The organism is Arthrobacter sp. TJ-238 (genome assembly GCF_058269215.1).
The window spans coordinates 21,935-46,593 of sequence record NZ_JBZCNH010000012.1 but is presented as its reverse complement, the minus strand read 5'-3'; the positions used below and the strand labels follow the sequence as shown (position 1 = coordinate 46,593).

The following is a 24,659-nucleotide window of genomic DNA, read 5'->3' as shown; positions in this document are numbered from 1 at the left end:
AGGCTTAGTGCCCGAGAAGAAGCAGTACTAAACACTTCAGGCCGAACTTCTTCTCCTCGGCCCCCCGCGATGCCGGCCGCGGGGTGATGCCTGAACCTCTGGCAGGATGATTTGCATGACTTCCGAGGGCACCACCGCCACGGGCACCCGGCCCGCCGCATCCATCGCGATCCCCGCCTCGACGCCGGCACCGGACGGGCGTCCCGAGATCCTGGCCCTCCGCGCCCTGAAGCTCGGCGACCTCCTCGTCGCGGTGCCCGCACTCAAGGGACTGCGCCGCGCGTTCCCGGAGCACCGCATCCTCTACGCCGCGCAGGAATGGCTCCGGCCCGTCGTCGGCCTCACCGACGCCATCGACGACCTGCTGCCCACGCACGGGCTCGACGATCCCCTGCCCATCGAGCACGGGCGGATCGACCTGGCCGTGAACCTGCACGGCAGCGGGGGTGAGAGCCGGGGACGCCTCGAGGAGATCGGCGCGAAACGGCGGATGGGCCACCGCTCCCCCGGCTGGGACGGGCCCGAGTGGCGGGACGGCATCCTCGAACGCGAACGCTGGGCGTCGCTCGTCTCCTGGCACGGCATCCCCGCGGACCCGCTCGACTGTCGCCTCCGCGTACCCGATGGCGGGAGCCCGGCACCCGACGCCGTGGTCATCCACGTCGGGGCTGCCTATGGCAGCCGTCTCTGGCCCGTGGAGCGGTTCGCCGAGGTGGCGCGCACGCTGGCCGCCGCCGGGCACCAGGTGCTGTTCACGGGCAGCGCGAAGGAGCGTCCGCGGGCGCTCGCCGTCGCCGACGCGGCGGGCCTGCCCGAGGAGGCCGTGGCGGCGGGGCACCTGCCGCTGGACCGGTTCGCGGGCCTGATCTCCGGTGCGTCCCTCGTCATCTCCGCCGACACGGGCGCAGCCCACCTCGCCTCGGCCTACGCGCGGCCGTCCGTGGTGCTGTTCGGGCCGGCCCCCGCGTCCGAGTGGGGTCCGCCGCCCGGTCCGCACACCGTGCTCACGGACGAGTCGCTCCGGGTCGGCGAGACGTTCTCACCCACCCCGGACCCTGCCCTGATGGCCGTGACGGTGGAGCAGGTGCTCGCGGCGGCCGCCGACCACGGGATCTCCTAGCCGGCATCTCCTGGTCCCGGCCGGAGCGCGACGCCGGACGGCGCTCGCGCTGGAGGGCCCGGGCGAGGGCGGGGGCTCAGGCGATGCCGGTACGCGGGGCGCGCCGCTCCGGCGCGGCGGGCGCGCCGAGGAGCCGCTTCTGCAGTTTGACCAGGATGCGCGCGAGGGTCCTCGAGACCTGCATCTGCGACATCCCGAGCTCGTCGCCGATGCCCTGCTGGGTCTGCTCCATGAAGTAGCGGCGGTAGAGGAGCTCCTTCTCGCCGGCGTCGAGTTCGTTGACTGCGCCGCGCAGGGAGATCATGTCGTCGCTGCGCTCCATGCCGTTCGAGTCGGTCGCGAGCGTGTCGGCCCAGCTGCGTCCCTCGAAGGGGGCGTCGAGCGAGTCCGGGCGCAGGCTCGAGGAGGAGGCCTGCGCCTCGAGGATCTTGCTCTCCGGCCAGCCGAGCTCCAGTCCCAGCTCGCGCGCGGTCGCATCGCGCCCGAGGCGCTGCGCCATGGCCGGAGCCGCCCGGGCGATCTCGGTGCGGAGGTCCTGGACGTCGCGGGGAGGGCGGACCACCCAGCAGGAGTCCCTGAGGTAGCGCTTGATCTCGCCGGTGATGGTCGGCACGGCGAAGGAGGCGAACGGAACGCCCCGTCCGGGGTTGAAGCGCTGGACGGCCTTGATGAGCCCGAGGTACGCGACCTGCCGGATGTCCGAGGCCTCCGGCCCCGAGGACGCGAAGGAGCGTGCGACCGATTCGGCGATGTCCATGTGCCGCAGGGCGATGTCGTCCTGCAGTGCCGCCTTGAGCGGACGCCCGGGGTACGCATGGCCCGGCTCGTCGCCGTCGGTCGCGGGCTGCGGGGCGGCGGTAGTGGGCATGCTGTTCTCCGTCAGGCGTTGGACACTCACGCCTCTCAACAAAACATCAGTCTGCTTAGTACGCAAGCCCTTTCTTCGGCCCGGTCGCTTTCGCGGGGGGTCTTCCCATCCCCGGGCGGGACAGGTACAAGAACGCCTCGGTATCGGTGGCGGACAGGAACGGAAAGAGCCCCTTGCCGGACGGCAAGGGGCTCGGAGAACAGCTCCGGCTAGGAGGGGTCAGGTCAGCAGGGTCGCTGCCGGGCCCCCGGCGCCCGGGCCCTCGAGTGCCACGCTCTCCTGGGCGCCGGCACCTCCCGCGGTCCAGTTCAAGCGGGGCGCGCCGAGTTCCCGGATGACCCTCTGCAGGTGGTTGCGCAGCTCTTCCGACACGAGCCCGCCGCCGGCCACGAGGGTGCGCTCGATGTCCGCCGCCGCGTCGAGGACCTGGCGTCCCGCGGGGGAGATGGACACGGTGTGCGAGCGCCTGTCGAGGTCGTTCCGCACGCGCGTCACGTGCCCCCGGACCTCGAGGCGTGAGAGTGTCTTGCCCATCGTCTGCGCCTGCACCCTGACGATCTGGGCGAGACTCGCCTGCGTCATGGCCCCCTGGTCCGCGAGGACCCCGAGGGCGATCACGCCCGCGTGCGTCACGCCGATACCGACGAGCCGCTCGTTCCAGGCATGCTCGACGAGACGCGCCGCCGTGGTCAGCAGGCGGCCCGTGGGCCATTGCTCCAGATCGGGCATGGACGGTGCACTTCCTCTCGCTCGCAGATCCGGTGCCATCTTCTGCGCCGGATCTCACCCTATGATAGCTAGGCCGGCCACCCGTATTATCCGGGCCGGCGACGACGGTCCTTGCAGGAGGCTGGTCCGCCCCTCCTGCCGTCCGTCGGCACGCCACCCCGTCGAACCTCAGGAGTATGCATGACGCAACGACTCGCCACCGGTGATCGTGCCCCCGACTTCACGCTTTCGGATGCCGAAGGCAACCAGGTGACGCTCTCCTCGTTCAGGGGCGGGGACGTCGTCGTGTACTTCTATCCGGCGGCGGCCACGCCCGGGTGCACCACCGAGGCGTGCGACTTCCGGGACAACCTGGCCTCGCTGGGTGCGGCCGGGTACCGGGTACTCGGCATCTCCCCGGACCCGGTGGGGAAGCTGGCCGCGTTCTCCGAGCAGGAGTCGCTGACCTTCCCCCTGCTGTCGGACGAGGACCACGCCGTCGCGGAGGCGTACGGCGCCTGGGGCGAGAAGAAGAACTACGGCAGGACCTACGAGGGCCTCATCCGGTCGACGGTCGTGGTCGACGGCGAGGGCAGGGTCGCGCTCGCGCAGTACAACGTCCGGGCGACCGGTCACGTCGCGAAGCTGCGGCGGGATCTCGGCATCGACGGCTAGGCGCCCGCGACCGCCGATGGAGGGCAGTGATCCAGCCCTCCATCGGCGATACAGTGGAGGAGACGAAACGGCCCTCGGGCCGCCGCGCGCGAGTGGCGGAATTGGCAGACGCGCTGGATTTAGGTTCCAGTGTCTTCGGACGTAGGGGTTCAAGTCCCCTCTTGCGCACCATCGGTAGTAGCAGCACCATCCCAAGAGCCCCGCCGGGCGCCCGACCCGGCGGGGCTCCTGCGTGCCCGGGCAGGCTTCCCGCCAAGATCGCACCCATCCGTCCCTCCGGGGCATCCGAAGTACCTCCGAGACATCGACACGATGTGTTTCACCGAAAACCACAGACCACAGGCGCCCTTCCAGGGTGCCCCGTACGGAGGACATCTCATGGAAATCACCAAGCGCAGGAACCTCTCGATCCTCGGCATCGCAGCAATCTCGATGATGAGCCTGGCGGCCTGCGGCGGCGGCGAGGAGGCAGCGTCCGAGTCCCCGGCGAGCAGCTCCGCCACCGAGAGCAGCATGGCCGGCGAGAGCAGCATGGCCAGCGAGTCCGCGACGCCGGAGGCCAGCATGAGCCCGTCCGCCTCGGCCGACGCGGCCATGGACCCGGCAGCGAACCTCGTCGGTCCCGGCTGCGCGGGCTACGCCGAGACGGTGCCCTCCGGCGCCGGTTCGGTCGAGGGCATGGCCCTCGATCCGGTCACCACGGCTGCCTCGAACAACCCCATCCTCACGCAGCTGACCGCTGCGGTGACGGGCGGACTGAACCCCGACGTCGACCTGGTGGACACCCTCAACAGCGGTGACTTCACGGTCTTCGCGCCGGTCGACGACGCCTTCAAGGCCCTGGACCCCGCAACGGTCGAGACCCTGAAGACCGACTCGGCGATGCTCTCGAGCATCCTCACCTACCACGTCGTGCCCGGCAAGATCCAGCCGGCCGAGCTCGAGGGCACCACCCAGACCACCGCTCAGGGCGCCACCCTCGAGGTCACCGGCTCCGGCGATGCGCTCAAGGTCAATGACGCCAACGTCGTCTGCGGCGGCGTCCAGACCGCCAACGCCGTGGTCTACCTGGTCGACGGTGTCCTCACGCCTCCCGCAGGCTAAGGACCGAACACGTCCCTGACGCACACCTCTGACGTGCTCAGGGCAACGGACGGACCCCCTCACCTCGTGAGGGGGTCCGTCCGTGTCTCCGGCCCGCTCGGGGGTCCCGGGCCGGGCGGGCAGCACCATCGCCTAGACTTGAGGCTCAGAAACCCGGACCGTGTGGGACCGGGATCCACCGCCCTTCGGAGACCCTGACTGTGAAGACCCCTGCCCCGCGTCGCATCCGCCACGGACGCGTCCGCCGCGGCGCTCTGCCCCTGGCGGCCGGCCTCGCGGCGGCGGTCTCCCTGGTCTCCTGCACGGCGGGCGAGGTCTCCCCTCCCCAGCCCTCCGCGACCGCGACGACGGCCCCTGCCGAGGACGCGTCGACGTTCACGTTCGGCACGGCGGCCGACCCCCGCACCCTCGATCCGGCGCTCGCCAACGACACGGAGTCCTACCGCGTGTCACAGCAGATCCTCGAGGGCCTCGTGGGCGTCGACCCCCTGACGTCCGAACCGACGCCGCTCCTGGCCGAGGCGTGGGAGGAACAGGACGACGGCCGGGCGTACGAGTTCACGCTCCGGAAGGACGTCGTCTTCCACGACGGCCGGCCCTTCGACGCCGAGGCCGTGTGCGCCAACTTCGACCGCTGGTACAACCTGCCCGCCGCGACCCGCGCCGGCACCTCCCGCCTGCCGTTCGAGAACGTGTTCAAGGCGTTCTCGGACCGGCCGGACGTCAGCCTCTACGAGGGCTGCACCGCGACGTCCCGGTACACGGTGGACCTGCGGCTGCAGGGGAGGATCACCGACCTCATCCCGGCCCTCGCCGCCCCGGCGTTCGCGATGTCCTCCCCCGCAGCGCTCCAGGCGGGGGCGGCGGACGAGCTCGGCGAGATCCGGGACGGGACGGCCATCTCCCGGTACGGCCTGGCCCCGGTGGGCACCGGGCCCTTCCGCCTGGTCTCCTGGCTGCCCGGCGCGGTCGACCTCGACGCCTTCGGGGAGTACTGGGGGGAACGCGGCGAGGTCCGGAAGGTGGCGTTCACCACCATTCCGAACCCCGACTCCCGGGCACGGGCCCTCACGTCGGGGCGGATCGACGGCTACGACTTCGTCAGCGTGGACAGCGCCGTCGACCTGGCCCGCAACGGACTCCAGTTCCTCCAGCGTGACCCGTACTCCGTGCTGTACCTCGGCTTGAACCAGGCGTTCCCGGGGGTCGACGACGCCCTCTTCCGCCGGGCGGTGGCGCACGCCGTGGACAAGGACGCCCTCATCGACGGCCGCTTCCTCAACGGGACCAAGCCGGCGCGACAGTTCATACCCGAGAAGCTCGGGGTGAGCAACGACTCCGTGCAGAACTACGGGCACGACCTGGACCGCGCCAAGGAGCTGCTGGAGGAGTCCGGGTACGACGGGCGTGAGCTCCCCTTCTACTACCCCCGGAACGTCTCGCGGGCCTACCTGCCCTCCCCCGAGAAGGCGTACGCCGAACTCAGCCGCCAGCTGACGGAGGCGGGCTTCAACATCAAGCCCATGCCCGTCGAGTGGAGCGACGGCTACGTGGAGACGGTGCAGGCACCCGGCGACCGGGCCTTCCATCTCCTCGGCTGGAGCGGGAGCTACGAGGACCCCGACAACTTCGTCGGCGCGCTCTTCGGCAACCGCACCGACGAATTCGGCTACGACGACCCGCAGCTGTTCAGCAAGATCAACCGGGCCCGCGGACTGCCGGACGGCGAGGACCGGTCGGAGGCCTACGCGAGCATCAGCTCCCAGATCTCGGGACGGATCCCCGCCGTGCCCCTGGCCTTCCCCATCTCGGCCCTGGCCATGAGCGCCCGCGTGACGTCCTACCCCGTCAGCCCGGTGATGCGGGAGGTCTTCAACCGGATCGACCTCGCGGACGTCGAGCTCCTGCCCGAGCCCACGGACTGAGCGGGCGGGCCGGGCGGACCCGCCGGACGGACGGGCGGCCGAAGGCGCGGCGCTTCCCGCTCCACCGGACCCCGCGGATTTAGGGAGTGTCGCTGTCAGCGGCTAGGATTTCCCTGCTACGACCTCGTGACTGGAGACAACGTTGACCACTAGTAATCTGGGCACCCCCGCCAGGACCACCGACGTCGTGCTGATCGGCGGTGGGATCATGAGCGCAACGCTCGGCGCGTTCCTCCGGCAGCTCCAGCCCGAGTGGGACATCTCCCTCTTCGAGCGGCTCGACGTCGCCGGACTCGAGAGCTCCGACCCCTGGAACAACGCCGGCACCGGCCACTCCGCCCTGTGCGAACTGAACTACTCCCCCGCGGGCAAGGACGGCTCCGTGGACCCGGCCAAGGCCGTCGCGATCAACGAGCAGTTCCAGGTGTCGCGGCAGTTCTGGTCGCACATGGTGTCCGAGGGTCACATCGGCGATCCCCGCACCTTCATCAACCCCGTGCCGCACATGAGCTTCGTCTGGGGGCAGGCGAACGCCGAGTACCTGCGCCGGCGCTACGAGGCGCTCAGCGCGCAGCCGCTGTTCCAGACGATGCAGCACAGCGAGGACCACGACACGATCGCCGGCTGGACCCCGCTCGTGATGAAGGGCCGCAACCCCTCGCAGCCCGTCGCCGCCTCCAGGGTCGAGGGTGGCACCGACGTCGACTTCGGCGCCCTGACGCGCCAGCTCACCGAGTACCTGGAGGGCACGGGGGTCGACCTCCACTACGGCTTCGACGTGCTCGACGTCGCCCGCGCCACCGATGGCCGCTGGGACGTCAAGGTCAGGAACAGGGCAACCGGCCAGACCAGCACCGTCACCACGAAGTTCGTCTTCATCGGTGCCGGAGGCGGCGCCCTGCACCTGCTGCAGCGCAGCGGCATCCCGGAGGGCAAGGGCTTCGCCGGCTTCCCCGTCTCGGGCCAGTTCCTCCGCTGCACCGATCCCGACGTCGTCGGCCAGCACAACGCCAAGGTCTACGGCCAGGCGTCGGTGGGCGCACCGCCCATGTCCGTGCCGCACCTCGACACGCGCTTCGTCAAGGGCGAGCGCTCGCTCCTCTTCGGCCCGTACGCCGGGTTCTCCACCAAGTTCCTCAAGCGCGGCTCCTACCTGGACCTCCCCACCTCCATCCGCACCTCGAACCTCGTGCCGATGCTGGCGGTCGCCAAGGACAACATGTCCCTGACCAAGTACCTCGTCACCGAGGTGCTGAAGAACCGCGACGCCAAGAACGAGGCGCTCACCGATTTCCTCCCCTCCGCCGACGGCGGCAGCTGGGAACTGATCTCGGCGGGCCAGCGTGTACAGGTCATCAAGAAGGCTCCCAAGAAGGGCGGCGTGCTGCAGTTCGGCACCGAGGTCATCACCTCGGCGGACGGCACCGTCGGCGCCCTGCTCGGCGCCTCCCCCGGTGCGTCCACGGCCGCTCCGATCATGGTGGAACTGCTCAAGCGGTGCTTCCCCGACCGCATGACCGGCTGGGAGCCGAAGCTCAAGGAGATGCTGCCCGGGTACGGGGTCCGTCTCAACGAGACCCCCGCCCTGGCCGGCGAGGTGCAGACGCTCACCGATCGGGTGCTCAAGCTCAAATAACGACGGCGGTGCCGGACGACCGGGCGCCCGCCAGCAGCGAAGGCAGGTTCCTTGTTCCGTCTGGCCCATCTCTCCCTCGGCAACCGTGCGCTCATCGCGCTCATCACCATCCTCGCGTCGGTGTTCGGGGTCATCACCCTCGGCTCCCTCAAGCAGGAACTCATCCCGTCCCTCGAGTTCCCCCAGATCACGGTGCTGTCCACCGTGCCCGGCGCGTCCCCGGCGTACCTCGACCAGCAGGTGAGCGAACCCCTCGAAGCCGCGCTCAGCGGCGTCGAGGGCCTCGAGTCGTCGTCCTCCACCTCACGCACGGGCGTCTCGACCGTGAGCCTCGTGTTCGTGTACGGGACCGATCTCGACCGCGCGAGGGCACAGGTGGACCGCGCCATCTCCACGGTGCGCCCCACCCTCCCGGAGGATGTGGAGCCGCAGGCCCTCGCGGGCAGCATCAGCGACCTGCCCATCGTCTTCATGGCGGTGTCCTCGGACCAGTCCCTCAGCGAACTCAACGGCGACCTCGCCCGCCTCACCGTCCCGAGGCTCCAGAAGATCGACGGCGTGCGGACCGCGGACGTCTCCGGTGGAGCCACGCAGCACGTCGCGATCCTGCCGCGGGCCGGCGCCCTCGAAGCCGCAGGGCTGACCGTCGGTGACCTCACCAGCACGCTCGAGGACAACGGCGCGCTGCTGCCGGTCGGGACCCTCGAGGAGGACCCGCGGTCGCTGACCATCCAGGCGGGCAGCCAGATCGGGTCGCTCGAGGACATCGAGGCTCTCCCGGTCCTCCCGTCGTCCTCGTCCTCGTCGCCGTCCCCGTCGCCCGCTCCGCGCGGAGTCGTCACCATCGGCGGTGTCGCCGACGTCAGCCTGGCCGACGACGAGGCCACCTCCATCACGCGCACCAACGGGGTGGAGACCCTCGCCCTCGCCGTGACCAAGGTGCCCGACGGCGACACCGTGGAGATCTCCCAGCAGATCGTCGCCCTCGTGCCCGAGCTCGAGGCCGAGCTCGGCAACGCCGCCGACATCACCGTCGTGTTCGACCAGGCACCCTTCATCGAGAGCAGCATCGACGACCTCACCACCGAGGGCATCCTCGGTCTCGGCTTCGCCGTCCTCATCATCCTCGTCTTCCTGCTCTCGGTCCGCTCCACGCTGGTCACGGCCATCTCCATCCCCCTCTCGCTGCTCATCACGTTCATCGGGCTCTACGCCGCGGGCTACTCGCTGAACCTGCTAACCCTCGGCGCGCTGACCATCGCCATCGGACGCGTGGTGGACGATTCGATCGTCGTGATCGAGAACATCAAGCGGCACCTCGGCTACGGGGAGGAGAAGCGCGAGGCCATCCTGACGGCCGTCCGGGAGGTCGCAGGCGCCATCACGGCCTCGACCCTGACCACGGTCGCCGTCTTCGCGCCGATCGGGTTCGTCGGCGGTCTGGCGGGTGAACTGTTCCGTCCCTTCGCCGTCACGACGGGTATCGCGCTGCTGGCGTCCCTCGCCGTGTCGCTGACCATCATCCCGGTGCTGGCCTACTGGTTCCTCCCCGCGACCACGCCCTCGCGCCGCGCCGCACGCCACACCGCCGCAGCATCGTCCGACACCGAGGACGCTCCGACACCCGAGCGGCCGTCCCTGCTGCAGCGCGGCTACCTGCCGATCCTGAGCGGCACGCAACGGCACCCCGTGGTCACGCTCGTCGGCGGGCTCATCGTGCTCGGCGCGACGGCGGCCATGGTCCCGTTCCTGCCGACCAACCTCCTCGGCGGCTCGGGCCAGAACAGCTTCTCGCTGACTCAGACACTGGCGCCCGGGTCCAGTCTCGCGACGACGGCGGAGGCCGCCGGCCGTACCGAGGACCTCCTCGCCGAGAACCCGGAGATCCGGGACGTACAGCTCACCGTCGGCAATGCGGAGGGCGGCTTCGCCGCCCAGTTCTCCGGCGGGGCATCGGTCGCGACCTTCACCGTCATCACCGACGAGGAGGCGGACCAGGAGGCGCTCCAGGAGTCGGTCCGCCGGGACCTCGAGGGCATGCAGGACGCAGGGACCTTCTCGCTATCGAGTCAGCAGGGCGGCTTCGGGACGTCGAGCACCATCGACGTCGACATCACCGCTCCCGTTCCCGAGGACCTCGAGGCCGCCAACGTCGCGGTCCTCGACGGCATGCGGGGCCTCGAGGGCGCAGGGGAGGTCACGAGCAACCTGTCGGCCGCGCAGCCCCAGGTGCAGATCGACGTGGACCGTGCGGCCGCCGTCAGGGCCGGGCTCAGCGAGGGGCAGATCGCAGGCCTCCTCGGCGGCAGCATCAGCGCCGTGCCGGCCGGGTCCGTGCGCTTCGACGCGGACGACTTCCCGGTCCTGATCGGCGAGGGCACCCCGATCACGAGCCTCGATCAGCTCCGCACCCTCCGGATCCCGACGGCCCGGGGACCGATCCCCCTCACCGACGTCGCGTCCGTCGAGGAGGTGCAGGTGCCGCTCACGGTCACGAGCTCCAACGGCGAGCGGACGGCACGCGTGTCCATCACGCCTTCCGGCGACGACCTCGGAAGCCTGACGACCGCCGTGAACGAGCGACTGGCCGGCATCGACTTGCCCGCGGGCGCGACCGCGACCGTCGGCGGCGCGTCGAGCCAGCAGGCGGAGTCCTTCGACCAGCTGTTCCTGGCGCTCTGGGCGGCCGTCGCCATCGTGTACGTGATCATGGTCGCGACGTTCAAGAGCCTCGTGCAGCCCCTGATCCTGCTCGTCTCCATCCCCTTCGCGGCCACGGGCGCCATCGCGCTGCTCCTGATCACGGGGATCCCGCTCGGACTGCCCTCGCTCATCGGCATGCTGATGCTCGTGGGCATCGTCGTCACCAATGCGATCGTGCTGATCGACCTCATCAACCAGTATCGGCTCCCGCGGAACGGCGTGCCGGGCCTGCCCGTGGCGGACGCGATCCGCGAGGGGGCCCGGCAGCGCCTCCGGCCGATCCTCATGACGGCCCTGGCCACGATCTTCGCGCTCACGCCGATGGCCCTCGGCCTCACTGGCGAAGGGGGTTTCATCTCGCAGCCGCTGGCCGTCGTCGTGATCGGCGGGCTCGTCTCGTCGACGGCGTTGACGCTCGTCCTCGTCCCGGTCCTGTACCGGCTCGTCGAGGGGCGCCGTGAGGAGCGCGCCCGGCGCCGGGCCGCGAGCGCGACCGCGACCGCGACCTCGACCTCGACCGCGACCGCTACTGCCGCCGCCACCGCCACCGCCACCGTCGACCCTTCCCGGACGTCGCTGCACGCGGCTGCCGCCACCGACTGACGTCGCCGGGCGGCGCCTGTCCAGCGTCGGTGACGTCGGCCGCGGATGATCCGGCGCGCGTATGATGGATGCAAACGTATCCAATAGCCGGTGGACCCGGCGGGAAGCCGGGGAGCAGCCATGGGCCAGTCGAGCACCGCCGCGGGGCACCCCGAGCCGGTCCGTGAGAACGGCGAGGGCGCTGCCGGCGCCTCGGTCCGCCAGGCGTCCGAGACCTGGGAATCTCTCTTCCGTGCACAGGTGGGCGTCATGCGCCGGATCCGCCAGGACCCCGTGTTCCGGGAACTGCCCATCGGCGAGTACGACGTCCTCTTCAACCTGAGCCGCTGCCCCGGCGGCTGGACCCGGCTGAACGAGCTCAACCACCATCTCCTGATCAGCCAGCCCAGCCTCAGCCGCATGGTGGACCGCCTCGAGGCGAGGAACCTCGTGCGGAGGCGCCCTGCCGAGGCCGACCAGCGAGGCGTCGAACTCGCGCTGACGGACGAGGGAAGGGCCCTCCAGCGACGGATCGGGTCGGCCCACGTGCACCGCATCCAGGACGTCCTCGCACCCGTGCTGGACGCGACCCAGATGGAACAGCTCAAGGCCCTGACCGACAAGATCAACGCGGGCCTCGGTCAGTAGGGGCCGCGCAGCCCGTCGGAGCTCACCCCCACCCCCGTGTCGCCGGATCAGCGCCGGATCAGCGCCGGATCAGCGCCGGATCAGCGGAGGGACAGCGGTTCGTGCGGCCGGTCGACGGGCAGTTCGTCGACCGTCGCGGTCACCATCAGGTGGGTGAGCTGCAGCGCACCCCCCACGGTCGAGACGAACGCCGTGTCCGTGGCGTCCCTGCCCGTCGCGATGCGCAGCATCGCTGCCCGCGGGGCGAGGCGCGTAGCATCCAGCAGGTGCCAGGCGCCGTCGACCCACGCCTCCACGACGGCGTGGAAGTCCATCGGGCTGAGCCCCGGCGCGTACACGGACGCCAGGCGCGCGGGGACGTCCCGCGCGCGCAGGAGCGCGATCAGGAGGTGGGCGTAGTCGCGGCACACGCCCCTGCGGGCGAGGAGCGTGTCCACCGCGCCGTCGGTGAAGCGGGAGGAGCCCGAGACATAGGACAGCTCCGCCTCCACCCAGTCCCGCAGGCCCTGCACGAGGTCCCTCCCCCGGTCATCGGGCATCAGGGAGTAGGCGGTCGGCAGGATGCGGTCGGACTCGCAGTAGCGGCTCGGGCGCACGTACCGCACGAGGTCGACGTCGTCCCGCGGCGCGGAGTCAGCCTGCCCGGTGACGGTGGCCCGGTAGTGCACGTCGACCGTGGCGGCCCGCGGTGTGGTGAGAAGGTGCAGGCGACTGCCGTCCCTGTCCTGCCGCGTGCGGACCTCGGTCGGCTCCCCGTCCACCAGCACGGTCAGTTGCTCGTCGACCGATGCGTAGCCCTCCGGGGCTGCTACCGCGACGGACAGCACCACCTCCGTCCCGGCGATCGTCGTGGCACCGAGGTCGGCGGAGACAGTACGCTGCATGGTTCGTTGCTCCCGGTAGGCGATTCGTTCGTCCCCAACTCTATGCTGGGGCGGAAGCGGCACCTTCGACGCCGGACGGGCACCCCGGGCCGGGCAGGCACCCACGCAGGAGAGGCACCACCATGAGCGACTTCACAGCGGATGCGATCGGCGACCAGACGGGCAGGCGCGCGGTCATCACCGGCGCCAACAGCGGGCTGGGGCTGCAGACCGCCGTCGCGCTCGCGCGGAAGGGCGCCGACGTCGTCCTCGCATGCCGCGACGAACAGCGCGGACGCCAGGCCGAAGGACGCGTCCGCTCCCTCACCGGCAGTGAGGGCGTCGAGACGCGCGTGCTGGACCTCGCGGACCTCGCCTCCGTGCGGGAGTTCGCGGCGGACCTCGACGGCCCCGTGCACCTCCTCGTGAACAACGCCGGCGTCATGGCGACGCCGAAGGCCACGACGGCGGACGGTTTCGAACTGCAGTTCGGCACCAACCACCTCGGACATTTCGCCCTCACCGGCCTGCTGCTGCCGAACCTCCGGGAGGCGGCCTCCCCCCGCGTCGTCACCCTCTCGAGCCTCGCCCACAAGCGGGGACGCATCGACTTCGCGGACCTGCAGTCGGAGCGCCGCTACCGCCGCTGGAGTGCCTACGGCCAGAGCAAGATCGCGAACCTCTACTTCATGGTGGAACTCGACCGGCGGGCACGCGCCGCGGGCTGGGACCTCACCTCCGTCGCGGCCCACCCCGGGCTGGCCAACACCAACCTGACCGCAGGCATGCAGGCTCCCGTGCTCGACGCCTTCGGCGGCTTCCTCAGGCTCATGGGTCAGTCCGACGCCGCTGGTGCCTTGCCCACGCTGTACGCGGCGACCGCGTCGGAGGTGCGCGGCGGCGACTACTACGGCCCGTCCGGTCCCGGCGAGACCCGCGGCGCACCCCGCCTCGTCGCCCCCGTGCCCCGGGTACTCGACCGGGACATCGCGGTGCGGCTCTGGAACCGCAGCGTCGAACTGACCGGCGTCGACTACGGAGCCCTCCAGCCCGCTGCGTGATGCGGTCCGGTGCCTAGCCGGCCGGGCCGGCCCCGAACCGCAGGGAGAGGACCATCTCGCGGATCGTGGCGAACTCCGGGGCGGCGTAATAGGCCTCGGCCTCACCGATGGTGCCGAACGAGACCGTCGAGGGCCCCGTCTCCGCCGGCACCTTCGGCACGAGCACCTCGAGGTCGCCGAAGCTGAACCGGCCGAGGGCCTCGCTTCCCTGGACCGTATTGGGCAGCGAGCACGCGAGCCCGTCCGCTCCGCCGACCTGGTCGGTGATGCCGTAGGAGCCGAAGAAGCGGAAACCCGTGATGAGCCGGACCACGAAGCGGGGTTCCATGTCGGTAACCGCCCGGGCTCCTCCCGTCAGGTCCAGCGGCTCGCTGCCGATGACGTGGTACGGCGTGCGCTCCGCCTCCGGGCAGGGGGTCTCGGGTGTCAGGATGCCCGTATGCAGCTCGGCGGTCGTGACGCCCTCCGGCGTGCGGACCGCGTAGTGCAGCGAACCCGGCGCATAGGTGCCCGCGGCCGGTTCGAGCGGCTGCACCAGCCACGCCTCGGGCAGCTCGAAGCTCACGAGCCGCCCGGGGTCCGTGAACACCTTCCACCCCTCCCGGGCCTCCCGCAGGGGCGCCGCCGTCGGCTGGGCCGCACCGGAGGCGGACCCCGAGGGCGACGGCGAGGCCGAGCCGGCGCCGCCCTGCAGCGCGGAGCACGACGTGAGCAGGAGCCCGGCGAGCACCGCACCGAGGGCCGCGCGGCGCAGCCGTGGTGTCGGTCGGGCCTTCCGCCCGATGATCCCGGTGTGCATCATGACGTCTCCCCCTCCGGTGTCGCTCCGGTGTCGCTCAGGTGCTGCTCAGGTGTGTTGCTTCGGTATCGCTCTCGTAGTGCCCCGTGTGCTCTCGTATCGCTGGTGTCGTCCGGTGCCGCCAGTCTAGGCTTCGGCGGGCGCGGCGTCGGGGTGTGCCGCGCCGAGCGCCCGGACGGTGAGCACGGACGCGACGACGGCGCGGGCGGCGGCCTCGAGGTCGCCGGACGGTGTGCCCTGCGTCCACGAGAGCCGCACCGCCGTGGAGGCGGTCTCCTCGTCGAGGCCGAGTGCCAGCAGGACGGCCGAGGGCTCGGCGGACCCCGCCGCGCAGGCCGATCCGCTGGAGCAGACGACGCCGCGGCGCTCGAGTTCGAGGAGGACCGTCTCGCCGTTCACGCCCGGGAAGCAGAACGAGGCGAGCCCGGGCAGCCGCTGCTCCGCGTCACCGGTCAGGATCGCCCCGGGTACTCGCTCGAGGACCGAGGAGATGAAGGCATCCCGCGCCGTCGCCGCCGTGACCGCCGCCGCCGGCAACGAGCCCTGCGCGAGTTCGAGGGCCCGCGCGAGGCCCACGGCGCCGGCCACGTTCTCCGTCCCGGACCTGCGCCCGCGCTCCTGCCCGCCGCCGTGCAGAACCGGCTCGCAGGGCGTCCCGGCGCGGAGGTACATCAATCCGGTGCCCTTCGGGGTGCCGAGCTTGTGGCCCGACAGGGTGAGGGCGGTCACGCCCAGGCCGCCGACGTCCAGGGGGAGCCAGCCCGCAGCCTGCACGGCGTCGGTGTGGAACGGGACCCCGGCACGACGGCACACGCCGGCGAGTCCTTCGATGTCCTGCACGGTGCCCACCTCGTTGTTCGCATACATCACCGTGCAGAGCGTCGTCGCGTCGTCGACCACCGAAGCGAGCGCGTCCGGCGAGACGAGGCCCGTACCTGAGACGGGCAGGGTCGTGATGCGGAAGCCGTGGAAGCGGCGGAGGTAGCCGAGCACCTCGAGTACCGCCGGGTGCTCGATCGCGCTCGTCACGATGTGGCGTCCCCGCGGGGCCGCCAGGGCCATCCCCTTGAGCGCGAGGTTGTTCCCCTCGGTGCCGCCCGAGGTGAAGACGATCTCCGCCGGACGGCAGCCGAGCAGCGCCGCGATCCGTGCGCGGGCCCGCGAGAACTCGGCCGCGGCCGCCTCGCCGTAGGTGTGGTGGCTCGAGGGGTTGCCGAAGGTCGTGGTCAGGAAGGGCCACATCTCTTCGAGGACCTCACGCCGTGCGGGCGCGGTCGCGGCGGCGTCAAGATACATCATGGCGTCCACCGGACCGGCCGCCCCGTACCTCCGGGTACACCCCGGGCCCGACGCCCGGACCGAAGTCCAGCCCGAGATCCAGGGATCGGACGCTGTGGGTCAGGGCCCCCGCGGAGATGATGTCCACGCCGGTCGCAGCGATGCCGGCCACCGTGTCGAGGCGGACGTTGCCGCTCGCCTCGACCAGCGCGCGGCCGCCGATCAGGCGCACACCCGCAGCGAGGTCGTCGAGGTCGAAGTTGTCGAGCATGATGGTGTCCACGCCCGCGGCGAGGACCGGGTCGAGCTGGTCCAGCCGGTCCACCTCCACCTCGACGTGCACGGTGTGCGGCACCCTGGACCGCACGGTGAGCAGCGCTTCGGTGAGCGCCTCGGGGCCGTCCACCGCGAGTAGCGCCAGGTGGTTGTCCTTCACCATGACCGCGTCGGACAGCCCGGACCGGTGGTTGGAGCCCCCGCCGCAGCGGACCGCCCACCGCTCCAGGACACGGAGGCCGGGCGTCGTCTTCCGGGTGTCGGTGATGCGTGCCCGGGTGCCGCCCGCAGCGTCCACGAACGCACGCGTCAGCGTGGCGATCCCGCTCAGGCGCTGGGCGATGTTCAGCGCGGTCCGTTCGGCTGTGAGGATGCCCGCCGCCGGCCCGCTGATCTCGGCGAGGACGGTGCCTGCGTCGAACCGCGCGCCGTCCGCCTGCGGGAAGTCGACGCGGATGCGTGCGTCGGTGAGGCGCATCGCCGCCTCGACGGCGGCGGTCCCGCAGAGGATGCCGGGCTCGCGGGCGGTGATGGACGCCGTCGCGCGCAGCTCGGGGTGGATCAGCGCCTGGCAGGTGATGTCACCCCAGGGTGCGTCCTCCGCGAGTGCGGCGGCGACGACGGCGTCGATGAGGTGCTGCGGCGGCGGGGCGGTCCACGCAGTCGAAGAGGTGACGGGCAGGGTGGCGGCTGTGTTCGTCATGGTGTTGTTCCTTCGGTGGCTCGTACGGCCCGGACGTAGGACCGGCTCGGGGCGGGAGGCCCGGGCAGGGTGTCGGGCTGGTCGGCGCGGAAGTGGGCTCCGCACGAATCGGCCCTGGAGGCGGCCGCGTGGACGAGGAGCCGTGCACACAGCAGGAGGTTGGCGTCCTCGGGCGCGTTATCGGAGCGGTAGGAGGCCAGGTGTTTCCGGGCGAGATCGAGTCCGTCCTGCGTGCGCAGGATCCCGGCGTGGTCGGACATCAGCGCCTGCAGGTCGCGCCGCGTGAAGGACTGCGTGGGGGTCCCGCCGGCCTCGAGGTCCAGCGGCTCGGCGTCGAACCGGGGCACCTCTCCCCCTCCCGCGGAGATCGTGGCCGCGCAGCGCGCTCCGAATACCACCCCTTCGAGCAGGCTGTTCGAGGCGAGCCTGTTGGCACCATGCACCCCGGTGCACGCCACCTCCCCGACGGCGAAGAGGCCCGGCACCGTGGTCCGCCCGTCGGTGTCCGTCCGGACGCCGCCCATCCAGTAATGGGCGGCGGGGACGACGGGCACCGGGTCCGCCGCCCAGTCGAATCCGTGCCGTGCGGTGAGCGCGGTGAGGGACGGGAACCGGCGGGCGAGGAACGCCGCTCCGAGCGCGGTCGCATCGAGCCGGACCCCCGGCCGCGGGCCGGCCGGGCGGGGATGCCGGGCGGGGTCCGGGACGCGGCCCGGAGCAGGATGTCGGGCGATCTGCCGGGCGATACCGCGGGCTACGACATCGCGCGGCGCGAGGTCGCCGGCGGGGTGGACATCGGTCATGAAGGCGCGCTCGTCGGCGTCGACGAGCCGGGCCCCCTCGCCGCGCACGGCCTCCGAGATGAGCGGGTTCCCGGGGACGTCGAGCGACGTGGGATGGAACTGGAAGAACTCGAGGTCCGCGACCGTGGCACCTGCGCGCCAGGCCAGGGCCACGCCGTCGCCCGTGCTGATGCCCGGGTTGGTGGTGTGCTCGAAGAGCTGGCCGGCGCCTCCTGTCGCCAGGACGACGGCGTCGGCCCGGACCTGCTGCGAGCCCCGCTCCGTGAGCACCTCGACGCCCTCGGCCCGCCGCACGCCGCCTGGTGCGCCGTCGAGCAGCACCCGCGTGACGAAGGCGCTCTCGAGCACGCGGATGTCGCCGTCGGCCCGGACGGCGGCGGTCAGCGCCTCCACCAGCCCGGCTCCGGTAGCGTCACCGCCGATATGCAGGATCCGCGGCGCGGAATGGGCGGCTTCGCGGCCGCGGGCCAGCGACGCCGCGGTGCCGGTATCCGCTGAGTCTGCACGGTCTGCGGTGTCTGCACGGTCTGCGCTGTCGAAGACGACCCCTGCCTGCTCGAGGGCTTCGATGCCGGCCTCGGCTCCGCGGCAGAGGACGGCGACGGCATCCGGGTCGGCCAGCCCGGCACCCGCAGCGAGCGTGTCGGCGATGTGCGCCGCCACCGAATCCGGGGCGCTCGCCTTCGTGGTGGCCGCCCGCTCGTCGGGGCGGGCCGGCACGACGGCGGCGATCCCGCCCTGCGCGTACCGGGTGTTGCTCTCGGCGAGCGCCGCCTTGGCGAGCAGGACGACCTCGCGGCGCGGATCGAGGCGGCGCAGCACCAGCGCGGTCTGCAGGCCCGCGACGCCGGCACCCACGACGACCGCCCGGGTGCGCCCGCCATCGGTCGACGGCGCGGCGCCGGCGGGCGGCGTCACGGCTGGACCGCGAGCATGCGGTTCAGGGCCACCCGCGCCGGGACGGCGACGCTGTCGGGCACCGTGATCCGGTTGACCACCCGCCCCTGCACGAGCCCTTCGAGCACCCAGGCGAGGTACCCCGGGTGGATCCGGTACATCGTGGAGCAGGGGCAGATGACGGGGTCGAGGCAGAAGATGGTGTGCTCGGGGTACTGCGCGGCGAGCCGGTTCACCATGTTGATCTCCGTGCCGATCGCGAAGGTGCTGCCGGGCGCAGCCGCAGCGACGGCCTTGCGGATGTAGTCGGTGGAGCCCGATTCGTCCGCGGCATCCACCACGGGCATGGGGCACTCCGGGTGCACGATCACCCGGACACCGGGGTGCTCAGCGCGCGCCTTCTCGATCTGCGCGACGGTGAAGCGCCGGTGCACGGAGCAGAAACCGTGCCAGAGGATCACGCGGGCGTCGCGCAGCGTCTGCTCGTCGGTCCCTCCCCAGGGCCTGCGCGGGTTCCACATCGGCATCTGCTCGAGGGGCACTCCCATGGCCTTGGCGGTATTGCGGCCGAGGTGCTGGTCAGGGAAGAACAGGACGCGCCGACCGCGTTCGAAGGCCCACTGGAGCACTGCCTCGGCGTTCGACGACGTGCAGACGATCCCCCCGTTCTCGCCGCAGAACCCCTTCAGCGCGGCCGAGGAGTTCATGTACGTCACGGGGATGACGGGCTGGCGGCCATCGGTGTCCCGCTCGCTCCGGAAGAGCGCTGTCAGCTGCTCCCAGCATTCGGTGACGGAGTCGATGTCCGCCATGTCGGCCATCGAACAGCCCGCTGCGAGGTTGGGCAGGATGACGGACTGCTCGGGCGTCGACAGCATGTCCGCCGTCTCCGCCATGAAGTGCACGCCGCAGAAGATGATGGATCGCGCGGCCGAGCGTTCCGTGGCGGCACGGGCGAGTTGGTAGCTGTCGCCCACGAAATCGGCGTACCGGACCACCTCGTCGCGCTGGTAGAAGTGGCCGAGGATGACCGCCGATTCCCCGAGCGCGTCCTTGGCGGCGAGGATGCGGCGGTCGAGGTCCTCGGGCGATGCGGTCCTGTAGTCCTCCGGGAGTTCGCCCTGCCGGGGCGTGGCGGGTGGGGCCTGGTCGTGCACGGAGGCGCCGGGGCCGTAGCTCGGCATGGGGAGGGCATCGAACGCCCAGGGGTCGCGGACGAGGTCGGGCGAGCAGGTCCCGGCTCCTGCGGCGGCCGCTGCCTCTCCTCGGCTGACGAGCTGGATGGCGGTGGTGACGGACATGGGCTTCTCCCTGCAGTGGGGCCGACCGGCGGACGGGCGGCGGCGGAATCGGGACGGATCGGGACGGGTCAGGGCCGGACGGCTGTCTGCCCGGGGTCGGTCGGGGCTGCGGGCGCGGGCTGTCCGCTGTAGCGGTAGAGCCTGGGCGGGCGGTTGCGCACACCCTGCAGCACGTCGTCGGTGGCGGCGATGTCCTTGGCCGACCGGAACTGGCGCCGGAAGTTCGCCGGGTCGAGCTGCCGGCCGAGGACGGCCTCGTAGACCCGGCGCAGCTGCGCGAGCGTGAACCGGTCGCCCAGGAAGTGATAGGCGACGGAGCCGTACTCGATCTTGCCGCGCAGCCGTTCGAGGGCGTACGCGACGATCTCGTCGTGGTCGAAGGCGAGGCCCTCCGCCTCGGATGCGCGGAACCACCGGACGTTCTCCGACTCCCGTGCGAGATCGGCCTGGTCCGGACGGACGAGCGCCCAGTACACGATGGACACCAGGCGCTGCGCGGCCGCACGATCGAGCCCTCCGAACGCGTAGAGCTGCTCGAGGTACGTGGGCTCGAGATCCGTCGTCTCCCGCAGGTTCCTCGCCGCGGCGTCCTGCAGGGATTCGCTCCCGCCGAGCGGTCCGCCGGGAAGCGCCCACCGGCCGAGATGCGGCTGTCGGATCCTGCGGACGAGTGGAAGCCAGATCTCCGACCGACCGGACACGGGATCGGAGCGCAGGGCGAAGATCACCGTCGAGATGGCGAGCGCCGGTGCCTGGGCCTGGCGCTCCGAGACGTTGGCCGAGCCGTACATACCCGGTCCTTCCGTCCGATGAGGCGCGACGCCACTTAGGGTCGAAATGACTATAACTCATCGATGGGGGTCACGGAAGGCTCCGTCGTCCCGCCGGCCGGGCGCCTCGCGGCGCCGGGTCAAACCCCCGGCGGGAAGTGTCTAAAGTCTCAGGCGTCGGCCTCCGGGCCGCCGGCGGGGATGTGTTCGACGGAGCACACGTCCCTGCCGCCCTTACGATGGGGTACATGGACCACCACGCCGTACACGACGTCGAGGGCATCGACCCCCACCTGTCCATCACGCGCAGCGCTGCGGCATCCCCGCTCCCCCTGCCGCCGATCCTCCTGCTGCACGGCTTCGGCTCCTCGTCGCGGCAGAACTGGACGGACACGGGCTGGGTCCGCTTCCTCAACGACGCCGGCCGCAGCGTCATCATGGTGGACCTCCCTGCGCACGGCGACAGCGCGGCGCCGGACGACGGCGGCGCCTACACGCCGAGCCGCATGCGCGCGGACATCCTGCAGGCGCTGTTCGACGAGCGTGTGATGCCGCTCCGCGAGGGCGACCCGGCATCCGGCGTGGACGTCGTCGGCTACTCCCTGGGATCCCGCCTCGCCTGGGAGTTCGGTGCCACACAGCCGGAGATCGTCCGGCGCATGGTGCTGGGTGGGCCGGGGACGGCCGACCCCCTCGCCTCCTTCGACCTCGAGGGCGCGGAGCGCTTCCTCGCCGGGGGCGCGCCCCCGGAGGACCCGACCACCGCCGACCTCCTGCGCATGGCCCAGGCGGGCGATCACGCGGACGTCCCCGCGCTCCTGGCGATGGTCACGGCCATCAAGACGGAGCCGTTCGACCCGCAGGGCGCCGTGCCCCGCATGCCGCTGCTCCTGGTCGCCGGCGACCAGGACGACTACGCCGGCGGCATCGAGGACCTCAGGGAGTGGGCACCGGATGCCGCCGTGGCGATGCTTCCGGGACGGAACCACTCGAATGCCATCACCTCGCGACTCTTCAAGGACGCGGCCCTCGGATTCCTCGACGGAGGACGCTGATCAAGATTCGGTAACGCCTCATCGGGCGCGCAGGGGCGGAATCCACGGACGTTATACTGACAATTGATCAGCACCCTTACGGCCGTGCGAACCGATCATCACGAACTGTCGCGGGAGGACACGCATGCGGGTCCTTGCCGACCGGTACGAGACCACGGAACTGCTCGGAGTCGGAGGAGCCGCCTCGGTGTACCGTGCGGTCGACCGCACCCTCGGCCGGACGGTCGCGATCAAGATCTTCAATCCCGCGACGTCCGACGACGACGACTACCGCCGCCAGCACACCGAGACGATGCTGCTCTCCACACTCAACCATCCCGGTCTCGTGGCCCTGCATGACGCAGGGATGCAGGTGGACGAGGACGGCCGGACCACCGGCTTCCTGGTCATGGAACTCGTGGACGGTGAGGACCTTCGCCACCGCCTCAAGCGCGGCGCGCTCAGCGCGGAGGACGTGGCTCAACTCGGGGCGGACCTGGCCGATGCCCTGGCCTACGTCCACTCCGAGGGCGTGGTCCACCGTGACGTGAAGCCCGCCAACATCCTGCTCTTCCAGAGCGCGGACAACAGTACGCGCCTGTACGCCAAGCTCACGGACTTCGGGATAGCCCGCATGGTGGAGGCCACCATGGCGACGGCCGCCGGGGCGACGATCGGCACGGCGAACTACCTGAGTCCGGAGCAGGCCAAGGGCGACCCCGTCGACGATCGGAGCGATGTCTACTCGCTGGGCCTCGTCCTCCTCGAATGCCTGACCGGTGAGAAGGCGTTCCCGGGGCCGGTGGTCGAGGCGGCCCTGGCGCGGCTCCTCCGCGACCCCGAAGTGCCCGATTCGCTCGGACCGGACTGGGCGGACCTGCTGCGCCGCATGACGTCGAGGGACCCGGCCCGCCGACCGCGCGCGCACGATGTCGCCCTCCAGCTGCGCAGCCGGACCGGCGACCACCCGCGGGTGCCGGCTCCGGCAGTGCCGGGACAGCGGACCGCGCAGGGCGCTCGCGCCGCGGACGACGCCGGCCTCGCCACCGGGGGCGTGATCACGGGCGGGTTCGTCACCGGCGGATCCGTCACGGGCGGTGTCCTCGCCGGCAACGTCCGCCTGCCGGATCCGCCCCGGCGCGCTCCCAGCATCGCCTGAGTACTGCATCCGGCGCCTGACCCGGAGGTCCCGCTCCGTGCCCCCTGCTCCGACGACCGGCGCATCGACGCGGAAGGGCCCGGGTCACCGGCACTGCCGATGACCCGGGCCCTTCCGTGTCGGTTCCGGGTCAGGACCCGTCGCCGTCGTCCTCTTCCGGCTCGAAGTTGCTCGGCTCGTCGGTCGATCCCGCCGCCACGCCATCCTCGCTCGCGGGGATGGTCCCCTCGGGGCCGACGCCCTGTGCGTCCTCGGCGCCGTCGTGTCCGGTACCTTCGTGTTCGGTGCCTTCGGTACTCATGTCAGTCCTCCTGCAGCTCGGATGTCCTACGATCCTATGCGCGGCGAGGGGGAAGCGACAGCGCGCCGACCGGTCACGGCCGGCATGCTATGGGGCGCGTCAGCAGGCACTCGGGGACATGCCCCGTCCACTCCTCGCGCGCCGCAGGGCGACGGCGGAGAGGACACCGAGGAGCAGCAGGACGGCTGCCGACGATGCCGGGACCGCCGCAGCGCCTGCGGCTCCGGCCGATTCGGCGAGCGTCCCCGCGAGCGCCGAGCCGATCGCCGTCCCTGCGACGATCCCGCTGGCGAGCAGCGTCATGACCGTGCCGAGCCTGTTCGCCGGAGCGACGTCCGAGCCGATGGAGAAGATGGTCACCATGGTGGGTCCCACGAAGAGGCCGAGGACGAGCAGCACCAGGACCATGGCGCCGATCGTGTCCGGGAGGGCCAGCGCCACGGCGGCGGCCGCCATCGCCGCGGCCGACGCGATCCAGCGGGCCGTGTGGCCGAAACGCCGGGGCCAATAGGCCACTGACAGGGCGGCGAGCGCGGAGCTGAGCCCCATCACGGCGTACAGCAGCCCCGAGGACTCGGGCGAGCCGAAGTGTCCGGTGAAGGCCGTGAGGAACGTCTGCGTGGACCCGAAGAACGTCCCCATGGCGATCATGCCCGCCACGGGAAGCAGGACGAGCCACGTCCGGTACCCGGGCGCGTCCCCGCCGGTGGTGCCGTCCTCGCCCGCGGGCGCGGGGGGCGCATCGCTGAACGCCACCGTCCGGTGCACGGCGAAGGCGCTGACGAGGGTGAGGGTGAGGGCGGCGGCCAGAGCCAGCGGGAGCCATGGCGCGATCAGGCCGGCAAGCAGGCCCACGAGGGCGGGGCCGAGAACGAAGGTCAGTTCGTCGGCCGTCCCCTCGTAGGACAGCGCAGTGTCGAGGTCCGCGCCGCGACCCCGGGTCATCGCCATCCAGCGGACCCTGGCGAGCGGCCCGATCTGCGGGCACGTGAAGCCCATCGCGAAGGCCGCGACGAGCACGAGGGCGAGGGCTCCTCCCGTGAAGCGTTCGCTCGTGAGGGTCACGACCAGCAGGGCCGCGATGGCCAGGGTGTTGAGGACCGCCGAGACGAGCAGCACGATCCGCTGGCCGAGCCTGTCCGCGAGGACGCCGAGGAGGGGCGCGCCGAGAGCCGAGCCGACGCCGACGGCGCCGGCCGCGAATCCGCCGGCGGCGTAGGAGCCGCTGGCGGTGGTCACGAGCGTCAGGGCTCCGACGGTGAGCATCGCGAGGGGAAGCCGGGCGAAGAGGCCGAGCACGAGGAAGGAGGTACCCGAGAGTCGCGGCAGCACGCCGAACCTGCCGAGGCGGGACCGCTCAGGGCTGTCGGGGTGTGGTGCGGGGGACGATGTCGGGGACGGGAGGGAGTCCGCCGAGGCGGGCGTCGGGTTCTTGTACATGCGCT

21 protein-coding genes and 1 tRNA gene are annotated in these 24,659 nt (G+C 71.6%); 11 read left to right on the top strand and 11 right to left on the bottom strand.

Annotated elements, in window-relative coordinates; all coding sequences use genetic code 11:
- Positions 1–115: 115 nt before the first annotated feature.
- Positions 116–1,120, top strand: a complete 1,005-nt coding sequence (locus tag AC4D2O_RS18490) for a glycosyltransferase family 9 protein (protein ID WP_490908853.1) — start codon at positions 116–118, stop codon at positions 1,118–1,120.
- A 76-nt stretch (positions 1,121–1,196) separates the two neighbouring features.
- On the opposite strand, the gene AC4D2O_RS18485 is transcribed toward AC4D2O_RS18490, so the two are convergent.
- Together AC4D2O_RS18485 and AC4D2O_RS18480 are read right to left on the bottom strand one after the other, a co-directional pair.
- Positions 1,197–1,988, bottom strand: a complete 792-nt coding sequence (locus AC4D2O_RS18485; RefSeq protein WP_490908852.1) for a sigma-70 family RNA polymerase sigma factor — start codon at positions 1,986–1,988, stop codon at positions 1,197–1,199.
- A gap of 219 nt (positions 1,989–2,207) precedes the next feature.
- Entirely contained in the window at positions 2,208–2,717 is a 510-nt protein-coding gene (locus tag AC4D2O_RS18480) for a MarR family winged helix-turn-helix transcriptional regulator (RefSeq protein ID WP_490908851.1), read from the bottom strand.
- Positions 2,718–2,897: 180 nt separating this feature from the next.
- Here AC4D2O_RS18480 and bcp point away from each other — a divergent pair, with 180 nt between their 5' ends.
- The 7 genes from bcp (at position 2,898) to AC4D2O_RS18445 (ending at position 11,969) form a co-directional block, all read left to right on the top strand.
- The gene (gene bcp, locus AC4D2O_RS18475) at positions 2,898–3,371 is read left to right on the top strand and encodes a thioredoxin-dependent thiol peroxidase (protein ID WP_490908850.1); all 474 of its coding nucleotides are present in this window, start codon (positions 2,898–2,900) and stop codon (positions 3,369–3,371) included.
- 86 nt (positions 3,372–3,457) lie between these two features.
- A tRNA-Leu gene (locus tag AC4D2O_RS18470) sits at positions 3,458–3,542 on the top strand.
- Positions 3,543–3,749: 207 nt separating this feature from the next.
- Entirely contained in the window at positions 3,750–4,475 is a 726-nt protein-coding gene (locus tag AC4D2O_RS18465) for a fasciclin domain-containing protein (RefSeq protein WP_490908848.1), read from the top strand.
- A gap of 200 nt (positions 4,476–4,675) precedes the next feature.
- Entirely contained in the window at positions 4,676–6,400 is a 1,725-nt protein-coding gene (locus tag AC4D2O_RS18460; protein ID WP_490908847.1) for an ABC transporter substrate-binding protein, read from the top strand.
- Between the two features lie 157 nt (positions 6,401–6,557).
- Positions 6,558–8,036, top strand: coding sequence for a malate:quinone oxidoreductase (locus AC4D2O_RS18455; RefSeq protein ID WP_490908870.1), 1,479 nt, complete (start codon positions 6,558–6,560; stop codon positions 8,034–8,036).
- A 51-nt stretch (positions 8,037–8,087) separates the two neighbouring features.
- Positions 8,088–11,342, top strand: coding sequence for an efflux RND transporter permease subunit (locus tag AC4D2O_RS18450; protein ID WP_490908846.1), 3,255 nt, complete (start codon positions 8,088–8,090; stop codon positions 11,340–11,342).
- A 120-nt stretch (positions 11,343–11,462) separates the two neighbouring features.
- Positions 11,463–11,969 carry a MarR family winged helix-turn-helix transcriptional regulator gene (locus AC4D2O_RS18445; RefSeq protein WP_490908845.1) on the top strand — a complete coding sequence of 169 codons (507 nt, stop codon included), beginning with the start codon at positions 11,463–11,465 and terminating at the stop codon, positions 11,967–11,969.
- An 80-nt stretch (positions 11,970–12,049) separates the two neighbouring features.
- Here the strand turns inward: AC4D2O_RS18445 and AC4D2O_RS18440 are convergent, their stop codons facing one another.
- Complete coding sequence (locus AC4D2O_RS18440; RefSeq protein WP_490908843.1) at positions 12,050–12,853, bottom strand: transglutaminase-like domain-containing protein; 804 nt, start codon at positions 12,851–12,853, stop codon at positions 12,050–12,052.
- A 122-nt stretch (positions 12,854–12,975) separates the two neighbouring features.
- On the opposite strand from AC4D2O_RS18440, the gene AC4D2O_RS18435 reads away from it, so the two are divergent.
- Positions 12,976–13,893, top strand: coding sequence for an oxidoreductase (locus AC4D2O_RS18435; protein WP_490908842.1), 918 nt, complete (start codon positions 12,976–12,978; stop codon positions 13,891–13,893).
- Between the two features lie 13 nt (positions 13,894–13,906).
- Here AC4D2O_RS18435 and AC4D2O_RS18430 read toward each other — a convergent pair whose 3' ends face one another.
- From AC4D2O_RS18430 to AC4D2O_RS18405, 6 genes are all read right to left on the bottom strand, one after another.
- The gene (locus AC4D2O_RS18430) at positions 13,907–14,695 is read right to left on the bottom strand and encodes a hypothetical protein (RefSeq protein WP_490908841.1); all 789 of its coding nucleotides are present in this window, start codon (positions 14,693–14,695) and stop codon (positions 13,907–13,909) included.
- A gap of 123 nt (positions 14,696–14,818) precedes the next feature.
- Positions 14,819–15,991 carry a cysteine desulfurase family protein gene (locus AC4D2O_RS18425; protein WP_490908840.1) on the bottom strand — a complete coding sequence of 391 codons (1,173 nt, stop codon included), beginning with the start codon at positions 15,989–15,991 and terminating at the stop codon, positions 14,819–14,821.
- On the bottom strand, positions 15,978–16,949 hold the full coding sequence (gene nadC, locus AC4D2O_RS18420; protein ID WP_490908839.1) for a carboxylating nicotinate-nucleotide diphosphorylase: 972 nt from the start codon (positions 16,947–16,949) through the stop codon (positions 15,978–15,980). The genes AC4D2O_RS18425 and nadC overlap by 14 nt, the downstream gene beginning before the upstream one ends.
- The gene (nadB, locus tag AC4D2O_RS18415) at positions 16,946–18,670 is read right to left on the bottom strand and encodes an L-aspartate oxidase (RefSeq protein WP_490908838.1); all 1,725 of its coding nucleotides are present in this window, start codon (positions 18,668–18,670) and stop codon (positions 16,946–16,948) included. Before nadB ends, nadC begins: the two co-directional genes overlap by 4 nt.
- Positions 18,667–19,950, bottom strand: a complete 1,284-nt coding sequence (nadA, locus tag AC4D2O_RS18410; protein ID WP_490908837.1) for a quinolinate synthase NadA — start codon at positions 19,948–19,950, stop codon at positions 18,667–18,669. Before nadA ends, nadB begins: the two co-directional genes overlap by 4 nt.
- A 68-nt stretch (positions 19,951–20,018) precedes the next feature.
- The gene (locus AC4D2O_RS18405; protein WP_490908836.1) at positions 20,019–20,741 is read right to left on the bottom strand and encodes an NUDIX hydrolase; all 723 of its coding nucleotides are present in this window, start codon (positions 20,739–20,741) and stop codon (positions 20,019–20,021) included.
- A gap of 227 nt (positions 20,742–20,968) precedes the next feature.
- On the opposite strand from AC4D2O_RS18405, the gene AC4D2O_RS18400 reads away from it, so the two are divergent.
- Both AC4D2O_RS18400 and AC4D2O_RS18395 read left to right on the top strand, forming a co-directional pair.
- Positions 20,969–21,775 (top strand): alpha/beta fold hydrolase, encoded by an 807-nt coding sequence (locus AC4D2O_RS18400; RefSeq protein ID WP_490908835.1) that lies wholly within the window; start codon positions 20,969–20,971, stop codon positions 21,773–21,775.
- Between the two features lie 124 nt (positions 21,776–21,899).
- Positions 21,900–22,913, top strand: coding sequence for a serine/threonine-protein kinase (locus AC4D2O_RS18395; RefSeq protein WP_490908833.1), 1,014 nt, complete (start codon positions 21,900–21,902; stop codon positions 22,911–22,913).
- Between the two features lie 130 nt (positions 22,914–23,043).
- Here AC4D2O_RS18395 and AC4D2O_RS18390 read toward each other — a convergent pair whose 3' ends face one another.
- Both AC4D2O_RS18390 and AC4D2O_RS18385 read right to left on the bottom strand, forming a co-directional pair.
- Positions 23,044–23,214, bottom strand: a complete 171-nt coding sequence (locus tag AC4D2O_RS18390; protein ID WP_490908832.1) for a hypothetical protein — start codon at positions 23,212–23,214, stop codon at positions 23,044–23,046.
- A 99-nt stretch (positions 23,215–23,313) separates the two neighbouring features.
- Positions 23,314–24,654 (bottom strand): MFS transporter, encoded by a 1,341-nt coding sequence (locus AC4D2O_RS18385; RefSeq protein ID WP_490908831.1) that lies wholly within the window; start codon positions 24,652–24,654, stop codon positions 23,314–23,316.
- Positions 24,655–24,659: the final 5 nt, after the last annotated feature.